This is a genomic window from Streptomyces sp., assembly GCF_031178505.1.
Lineage (GTDB): Bacteria > Actinomycetota > Actinomycetes > Streptomycetales > Streptomycetaceae > Streptomyces > Streptomyces gulbargensis.
The window spans coordinates 1-7,373 of sequence record NZ_JAPSIW010000323.1; the positions used below are offsets into that span (position 1 = coordinate 1).

Sequence of the window (7,373 nt, forward strand, 5' to 3'; positions counted from 1 at the left end):
GGCATCGGCTCCGCGAAAGGTCAGGCCCTCGGGCCACCGCAGGGCGCCGGCCGCGGCGCGGCGTCCTGCGGCCGCGGCGGCCACCGGAATCACCGGGCCGGCGGGTGCCGAGACCGATCCAGATCCGGACCTCGGTGCCGCCGAGCACCGAGTGGCCGATCCTGACGTCGCCGCCGGTGGACTCGGCCATGCGGCGCACGATGTCCAGGCCGAGCCCGGTCGAACCGGCCCGTTCCCCGCTGTTGCCGCGGGCGAGCGCGGCGGCCGGGTCGGCGATGCCCGGGCCGGCGTCGGAGACGAGGACGATGACGGCGTCCTCGCCGTTGTGCAGGTCGACGGAGAAGGCGGTGCCCTCAGGGGTGTGCCGGAAGACGTTGCCGAGGAGCGCGTCGAGCGCGGCGGCGAGTTCGGGCCGGGCGACGGGGATGCGGACCGGCCGGTCCACGCCCGCGACCCGGACCCGGCGCCCCTCGTCCTCGGCGAGCGCCGACCAGAACCCCATGCGCTCGCGGACCACTTCGGCCGCGTCGCAGCCCGCGCCCGCGCCGGTGGCCTGGGTCCGCGGCTTCGCCTCCCGGGCCGTACGGATGATGGTGTCGACCTCACGCTCCAGCTGTTCGACGGCGGCCCTGGTCTGGTCGGCGGCCGGCCCCGAGCCGAGCGAGGCCGCGTTGAGCCGCAGCACCGTGAGCGGGGTGCGCAGCCGGTGGGAGAGGTCGGCGGCCAGTTCGCGTTCGTTGGCGAGGAGCTGGACGACCTGGTCGGCCATGGCGTTGAACGCGACGGCGGCCGACTTGAGTTCCGGCGGCCCCTCCTCGGGTACGCGGGCGCCGAGCTTCCCCTCGCCCAGGTCGTGGGCGGCGCCCGCGAGACGCTGGGCGGGCCGGACCATGCGGACGCCGAGCCGGTCGGCGACGGCGACGGAACCGACGACGAGGGCGGCGCCGACCCCGGCGAGGACGAGCCAGGCGGTGGCGACCCCGTTGCTGACCTCGCCCTCGGGCACGAAGAGTTCGACGACCGCGACCTGGCCGCTGCCGACCGCCGTGGGCTGGAGCAGCGCGAAGCCGCCCGGTACCTCGGTGATGGAGGCGCGGCCGAGCGCGCGCGTGGTGGCGAGGTCGGCCGTACCGGCCCGGCGGGTGCCGATCTCCAGGGCCCGCCCGCCCGGCCCGGCGCCGGGCACGTGGACGGCGAGGCGCCCGGCCGCCCCGTCCTCGGTGGTGGCGACGGCCCTCTCCAGCTCGGCGCGGTCGGTGGTGATGGCGAGGACCGGGGCGAGACCGGCGGCCTTGCGCTCGGCGTTGGAGAAGGCCCGGTCGCGGGCCATCTCGGCGACGACCAGGCCGAGCGGGACGGCGAAGGCGACGACGACCATGACGGTGACCGCGAGGGCCACCTTGACGAGGGCCCATCTCACGGTCGCGGCCCCGCGCCGCCGTCCGCGCCCGTTCCCGCCCCCGCTCCGGCTTCCCGGGGCGGTTCGAGCTTCACCCCGACCCCGCGCAGGGTGTGCAGGTAGCGCGGGCGCGCCGCCGTCTCGCCCAGCTTCCGGCGCAGCCACGACAGATGGACGTCGATGGTCTGGTCGTCCCCGTACGCCTGCCGCCACACCTCCGCGAGCAGCTCCCTGCGCGGGACGACCACGCCGGGCCGTCCGGCGAGGTAGGCCAGCAGGTCGAACTCGCGCCGGGTCAGATCGAGCACGGCCCCGTCCAGTTCGGCCTGGCGCCGCAGCGGATCGACGGTGAGCCCGCCGACCCTGAGCACCCGCGACGGGGGCACCTCCCCGGTCCCGGCCCGCGCCCTGCGCAGGACCGCCGCCATCCGGGCCGAGAGGTGGTCCACCGAGAACGGCTTGGTGAGGTAGTCGTCGGCACCCGCGTTGAGGAGCCGTACGATCTCGGCCTCGTCGTCCCGGGCCGTCGCGATGATCACCGGTACGTCGGTGATGCCGCGCAGCATCTTCAGCGCCTCGGCCCCGTCCAGATCGGGCAGTCCGAGGTCCAGGATCACGACGTCGAAGCGGACATGGGCTACCTCGCGCAGCGCCTCCAGAGCCGTGCCGACGCTCCGTACGGTGTGGGATTCCGCGGGCAGCGCCGTCAGGTGCCTGATGAGGGCGGAGCGCACGAACGGGTCGTCCTCGACCACGAGCACACTTGCCATGGGCGGCACCGTACGCCATCCGGGGGACCGGGTACGCGGGTCCACCCGACCGCCCGCACCGGCGCGGGGTGGTGCAGTATGGCCCGGATGCGAAGAGGACTCGTGCACGCGCTGGCCTGGTCGCTCGCCACCGGCGCGGCGGTCACCCTGTCCTGGTGGGGGGTGCACACGGTGCTGGCCGGCACCGCCTACGACCCGCCCCGTGCGCTGCCCCTGCCGGCCGTCGCCACCGGCGGCGAGGACCAGCGGGCGTCCTCCACCCACCGCCCCTCCCCGCCTCCTTCCTCGCCTCCGCCGCCGTCGCCGGTCTCCTCCGCCCCCGCGACCCCGGAACCCTCGAGGGGCGGCGGCGCGGGCACCCGTGCGCCGTCCTCCGCTCCCCCGTCGTCCGCGCCGGCGCCCGCGACGACCCCGCCGGCCGCTCCGCCGTCCCGCGCGCGGGGCTACACCGTGGACGGCGGCAGGGTCACCTTCGATCTCGGGGAGTCCTCGGCCGAGCTGGTGTCGGCGACGCCCGCGTCCGGCTGGCGGATGCAGGTGTGGAAGCAACCGTCGTGGATCCGGGTCACGTTCACCCGCGACGGCCGGGAGCAGTCGGTGTTCTGCGTGTGGCACGACACCGCGCCCCGCGTGCAGATCGAGGACCGGCGGGCGTAGTCGCCGCCCCGTCCTACCGGAAGACGGAGGGCGGCGGTACGGGGGAGGGCTTGGCACCCGCGTCGGTGACGGGGGCCGCCCCGCCGGTGAGGTCGGTGAGGGCGCGGCCGTGTTCGACCCGGCCCGGGTGCGGGTCGCCGGCGACCCGGCGGGTCAGCTCCGCGACCGGGAGTTCCCGGTCGGAGGCGACCAGCACCGCGTTGCCGAAGCGCCGGCCGCGCAGCACGGTCGGGTCGGCGACGAGGGCCAGTTCGGGGAAGACGCGGGCGGCCGTGGCGACCTGGCCGCGCAGGTGGGCCAGGGGCGGGCCGTCGGCGAGGTTCGCCGCGTAGAGGCCGCCGGGCCGCAGGGCCCTGCGTACCTCGGCGAGGAACTCGGTGCTGGTGAGGTGGGCGGGGGTGCGGGCCCCGCTGAAGACGTCCGCGATGATCAGGTCCGCCCAGCCGTCCGGCACCTTGCCGAGCCCGGCGCGGGCGTCGGTGGACCGGACGCGGATGCGGGCCCCGGGGTCGAGCGGCAGGGCGCGCCGGACCAGCTGGACCAGCGGCGCGTCGATCTCCACGATCTGCTGGGTGGAGCGGGGCCGGGTCGCGGCGACGTACCGGGCGAGGGTGAAGGCGCCGCCGCCGAGGTGGACGGCCTGGAGCGGCCGGTTCGGCGGGGCGGCGAGGTCGGCGACGTGGCCGAGGCGCCGCTGGTACTCGAAGGAGAGGTGGGCCGGGTCGTCCAGGTCGACGTGCGACTGGGGGGCGCCGTCGATGAGCAGCGTCCAGGCGCGGGGCCGTTCCCGGTCGGGTATGAGTTCGGCGAGGCCGCCGTCGACGGTCTCGACGACGGACGCGGCTCCGGCCGCCCGGTCCCGCTGCTTGTTCCTGGCCACGGCCCCATTATCCGTGCCCGGCCGGTGCCGGTGCCCCGGAGGCGGCGACGCCCGGAGCACGCGCCGTGGCCCGGGCAGGACGGAAGACCCGGGCCGGGGACGGATCGGTGACCCGGGGCCGGTACGGGCGGGGCGGGGTGACGTGCGAGGTGCGGCGTCCCGCGACGGCGGGTGGTGCGGCTCCGTGACGATCGCCGGCGGGTTCCGCCGAGGCGGCTGCCGGGTGGATCAGCGGCTCAGCGGCAGCCGTCGGCCGCTTCGATCATGCGGGCCGCCTGCCCGAGGGCCTCGCGCAGGACCGCGGGATCGGTGACCGTGCCACTGTCCCCCGGCGGCAGCAGCCAGCCCGCCGGGCGGGGCGCGTCACCCGCCGGCTCGGGCAGTTCGGGGAGTTCCGGCAGGCGCAGCCCCCGGCCGGAGGTCTGCGTACAGGCGCTGCCCGGCATGTCCCAGGCCGCCGCCGTCCCGGGCGGCACCAGGAAGCCGAGGGTGTCGCAGGCCCCGTCGTGCAGCACCGGCCCGACCACCGGGGCGCCGCCGCGCCGCAGGATGTCGACGGCCTCCAGGCCCTGGCGGACCGGCACGGTCACCAGGTCGCAGGGGCCGGCGGGCCCGGTGGCGGGGGGCGCCGCGCCGGTCTCCGGGGCGGGCGCGGGCCGGGTGGCGGCGGCCGACTGCGATCCGATCTCCGACATGGGGGACCCCTCCTCGCTCCGGAGGAGACGCGTTCCGTCTCTCCATAGGGTTCAACGCCCGTACGCGTCAACGGCTACGGCGGCACGCCGCCGCAAAGGATGGCAGTTCATGGCAGATCGCGGGCGAGATATCCGCTTTGTGGCCAAACTCAGCGTACGCATCCGGTCACAGCAGGTACGTTCTTGCCGCCGGAACACCCGGCAGCACCAGGAGAGGGCTCGGCCATGGCCATGTCACGGGCAGTTCCCAATCTCGCCTTCCGGCGGCTCCGCGGACAGCACTCGCCGGCGGAGTTCGCCGCCGCGGTCCGCCGGGCGGCGCGGGAGATCGGCGAACAGGTCGCGTGCGACGCCCGCTACATCGGGCGCGTGGAGGCGGGCGAGATCCGCTGCCCCAACTACGCGTACGAGCGGGTCTTCCTGCACATGTTCCCCGGACTGACCCTCGCCGACCTGGGCTTCTCCGCGCGGGAGGCGGTGCGCGGCCGACGGCAGGTCCTCACGGCCGCGGTGCCACCGCCCCCCGCCGTCACGACCCGGAACGATGAGGAGAGCGACGTGCTGCGTCGCGCATTCATGACGAGCGGGACCGCCGCCCTGGCGGCCGCCTCGCTGGGACTCGGCGGCACGGCCGTCGCGATCCCCGCCCCCCGCGGCGGCGGCCACCGGATCGGCGAGGCCGAGGTGCGGGCCGTCGAGGAGGCCGTACGCCAGATCCGGCTGCTGGACGACCGGCACGGCGGCGACGGGCTCTACAAGGTCGCCGCGCAGCCGCTGCGCGGCGCCTACGCCCTGCTGGACGCGGGAACCACGGCCCGCCGCTCCACCGAGGACCGGCTGCACGCCGGTGCCGGTGAACTGTCGCTCTCCGTGGGCTGGCTGGCGCACGACTCCGGCCGCCACGAGGACGCCCGTTCCCACTACGCCGAGGCGCTCGCCACCGCGCGGGTCGCCGGGAACGCGGCGCTGGAGGCCCACGCCTTCTGCAACACGTCCTTCCTGGCCCGGGACACCGGCCGGCACCGCGAAGCGGTCCGCGCCGCGCAGGCCGGGCTGCGGGCGGCCCGGCCGCTGGGCTCGGCCCGGCTGCTCTCGCTGCTCTGCCTGCGGGAGGCCGCCGCCTGGGCCTGCCTCGGGGACCGGTCGGCCTGCGAGGAGGCCCTCGGCCGCGCCCACACCCACTTCGAGCGGGGCACGGCCGACGACGACCCCGAGTGGATGTCCTTCTTCGGCGAACCGGAGCGGGAGTCCCTGGAGGCGCACTGCTGGTCGGCACTGGGCGACTGGGGCCGCGCGGCCCGCCACGCCCACCGCGCCACCGTCCTCCAGAACCCGCACTTCGCCCGCAACCTCGCGCTGTACCGCGCGCAGCTCGCCGGAGACCTGGCCCGCGCGGGCCGCCCGGACGAGGCGGAGGCGGAGGCCCGCCGCGTCGAGGATTCCCTGGCGGGCATCGCCTCCGCCCGCATCGACGGCCTCCTCGCCGACACCCGCCGGGTCCTGGCCGCGTACTGAGAAGACGGGCGGGGCGGTCCGCGGCGGCGGGGGTACGGCCCGGGGCCGGACGCCGCCGCCGCGGGGCCGGGAGCGGAGTGCCGCTCGGGCCGCCGGGCCGGGAGTCGTCGCGGCTCGATCGCCGGGCGCGACCGGGGCCGGGCCGGGGCCCGGAGGCCGACGGACGGGGCCGGGGCCTGGAGGCGGGGGCCGAGGGCCGGGACCAGAGCCTGGAAGCGACCGGGCGCATGGCGGTCCGGGCGCCGAGGGCCCGGACCAGGGGCCGGCCCGCGGCCGGACCAGGCCGGCCGGAACCGGGGACGGCCCCGGGCACGGTGGGCTAGCGCTCCAGGTGGCCCGTGTCGTTCCAGCGTTCGATCGCCGGGGCGCCGTACGCCCAGCCGAGCACGGACAGGCTCGTCGGGTCGAGGCGGATGCGGGAGGCGAAGGAGACGTCCTCGCCCAGCCAGCGCGCGCCGATCGAGCGCAGGATGTGGCCGTGGGCGAAGACGAGGACGTCCCGGTCGGCCGAGCGCGCCCAGGCGACGATCTCGTCGGCGCGGGCGGAGAGCTGCTCCAGCGTCTCGCCCTCGGGGACGCCGTCCCGCCAGATCAGCCAGCCGGGCCGGCGCTCGTGGATCTGCGCGGGCGTCAGCCCCTCGTACGCGCCGTAGTCCCACTCCATGAGCGCGTCCCACGGCTCGGCCCGGTCGGCGAAGCCGGCGAGCGCGCAGGTCTCGCTCGCCCGGACCAGCGGGCTGGTGCGCACCTCGACGCCGGGCAGGCCCTGCCACGGCCCCCGGTGCAGGCGCTCGCCGAGCAGCTTCGCGCCGCGCCGGCCCTCGTCGAGCAGCGGGATGTCGGTCCTGCCGGTGTGCCGGCCGAGAAGCGACCACTCGGTCTGGCCGTGCCGGGCGAGCAGGATGCGCGGTGCCATGGAAGGGCTCTCCAGAGGTTCACGGTTCAAGGGATGCCCCTCCATCATCGCCCAGGCCGGCACGGCACCCGCCGGGCCGGGCCCCGTACCCGGCACGGCGGCCGGCTCCGTGGCGGAACCGCCCCCGGTTGTCGGTGGCGGATGCGAGACTTCCACGGGTGAGCACTTCCCTGGACCACGGCCCGTCCCGATCGCCGCAGCCACCCCTCCGGCAGCTGCTCGCCGAGCTGCGCGGACCGGCGGTCGCGCCGCGCCCGCTGGACGCGCGGGCGCTGGCGGCGCTCGCCGCCAACCCCGGTTGCCGCCGGCGCGCCCTGCTCGACGGGGCGGGTGTCGACAAGGCGGCCCTGGCCTCCAAGCTCGGCTCGCCGGCGCCGTTCGGGCAGTCGCAGTTCGCGATCGTGCGGGGCAACTCCTTCGAGGCGAAGGTCAAGGCGGACGGCGGGCGCGAACTGCTGCGCCTGCTCGGCGTGGAGGACCCCGGCGCCGTCTCCGTACCGGATCTGGCGGCGTCCGGGCCGCAGGGGCGGGCGGCCCGGAC

At 76.9% G+C, this 7,373-nt stretch carries 7 protein-coding genes and 1 pseudogene; 3 read left to right on the forward strand and 5 right to left on the reverse strand.

Annotation, left to right across the window (positions count from 1 at the left end):
• Both RIF68_RS20605 and RIF68_RS20610 read right to left on the reverse strand, forming a co-directional pair.
• On the reverse strand, positions 1–1,420 hold a 1,420-nt coding region (locus RIF68_RS20605), incomplete at its 3' end, for a HAMP domain-containing sensor histidine kinase (protein WP_309052765.1).
• Entirely contained in the window at positions 1,417–2,169 is a 753-nt protein-coding gene (locus RIF68_RS20610) for a response regulator transcription factor (protein WP_309052766.1), read from the reverse strand. The genes RIF68_RS20605 and RIF68_RS20610, both read right to left, overlap by 4 nt.
• Positions 2,170–2,247: 78 nt before the next feature.
• Here RIF68_RS20610 and RIF68_RS20615 point away from each other — a divergent pair, with 78 nt between their 5' ends.
• Positions 2,248–2,826 (forward strand): hypothetical protein, encoded by a 579-nt coding sequence (locus tag RIF68_RS20615; protein ID WP_309052767.1) that lies wholly within the window; start codon positions 2,248–2,250, stop codon positions 2,824–2,826.
• 13 nt (positions 2,827–2,839) lie between these two features.
• Here the strand turns inward: RIF68_RS20615 and RIF68_RS20620 are convergent, their stop codons facing one another.
• Entirely contained in the window at positions 2,840–3,706 is an 867-nt protein-coding gene (locus RIF68_RS20620) for a fused MFS/spermidine synthase (RefSeq protein WP_309052768.1), read from the reverse strand.
• Between the two features lie 236 nt (positions 3,707–3,942).
• Positions 3,943–4,401, reverse strand: a complete 459-nt coding sequence (locus RIF68_RS20625; RefSeq protein WP_309052769.1) for a hypothetical protein — start codon at positions 4,399–4,401, stop codon at positions 3,943–3,945.
• A 225-nt stretch (positions 4,402–4,626) separates the two neighbouring features.
• On the opposite strand from RIF68_RS20625, the gene RIF68_RS20630 reads away from it, so the two are divergent.
• Positions 4,627–5,916, forward strand: a complete 1,290-nt coding sequence (locus RIF68_RS20630) for a tetratricopeptide repeat protein (RefSeq protein WP_309052770.1) — start codon at positions 4,627–4,629, stop codon at positions 5,914–5,916.
• Positions 5,917–6,235: 319 nt separating this feature from the next.
• Here RIF68_RS20630 and RIF68_RS20635 read toward each other — a convergent pair whose 3' ends face one another.
• Entirely contained in the window at positions 6,236–6,832 is a 597-nt protein-coding gene (locus RIF68_RS20635; RefSeq protein WP_309052771.1) for a histidine phosphatase family protein, read from the reverse strand.
• 158 nt (positions 6,833–6,990) lie between these two features.
• Between RIF68_RS20635 and RIF68_RS20640 the strand changes: the two are divergent.
• Positions 6,991–7,373, forward strand: a pseudogene (locus RIF68_RS20640) (hypothetical protein); the annotation flags it as partial.

Bases quoted from the DNA above. Each gene is read 5' to 3' on its own strand.
- RIF68_RS20615 (WP_309052767.1), top strand. From the start codon at position 2,248: ATGGCCCGGATGCGAAGAGGACTCGTGCACGCGCTGGCCTGGTCGCTC.
- RIF68_RS20625 (WP_309052769.1), bottom strand. From the start codon at position 4,401: ATGTCGGAGATCGGATCGCAGTCGGCCGCCGCCACCCGGCCCGCGCCC.
- RIF68_RS20635 (WP_309052771.1), bottom strand. From the start codon at position 6,832: ATGGCACCGCGCATCCTGCTCGCCCGGCACGGCCAGACCGAGTGGTCG.
- RIF68_RS20610 (WP_309052766.1), bottom strand. From the start codon at position 2,169: ATGGCAAGTGTGCTCGTGGTCGAGGACGACCCGTTCGTGCGCTCCGCC.
- RIF68_RS20630 (WP_309052770.1), top strand. From the start codon at position 4,627: ATGGCCATGTCACGGGCAGTTCCCAATCTCGCCTTCCGGCGGCTCCGC.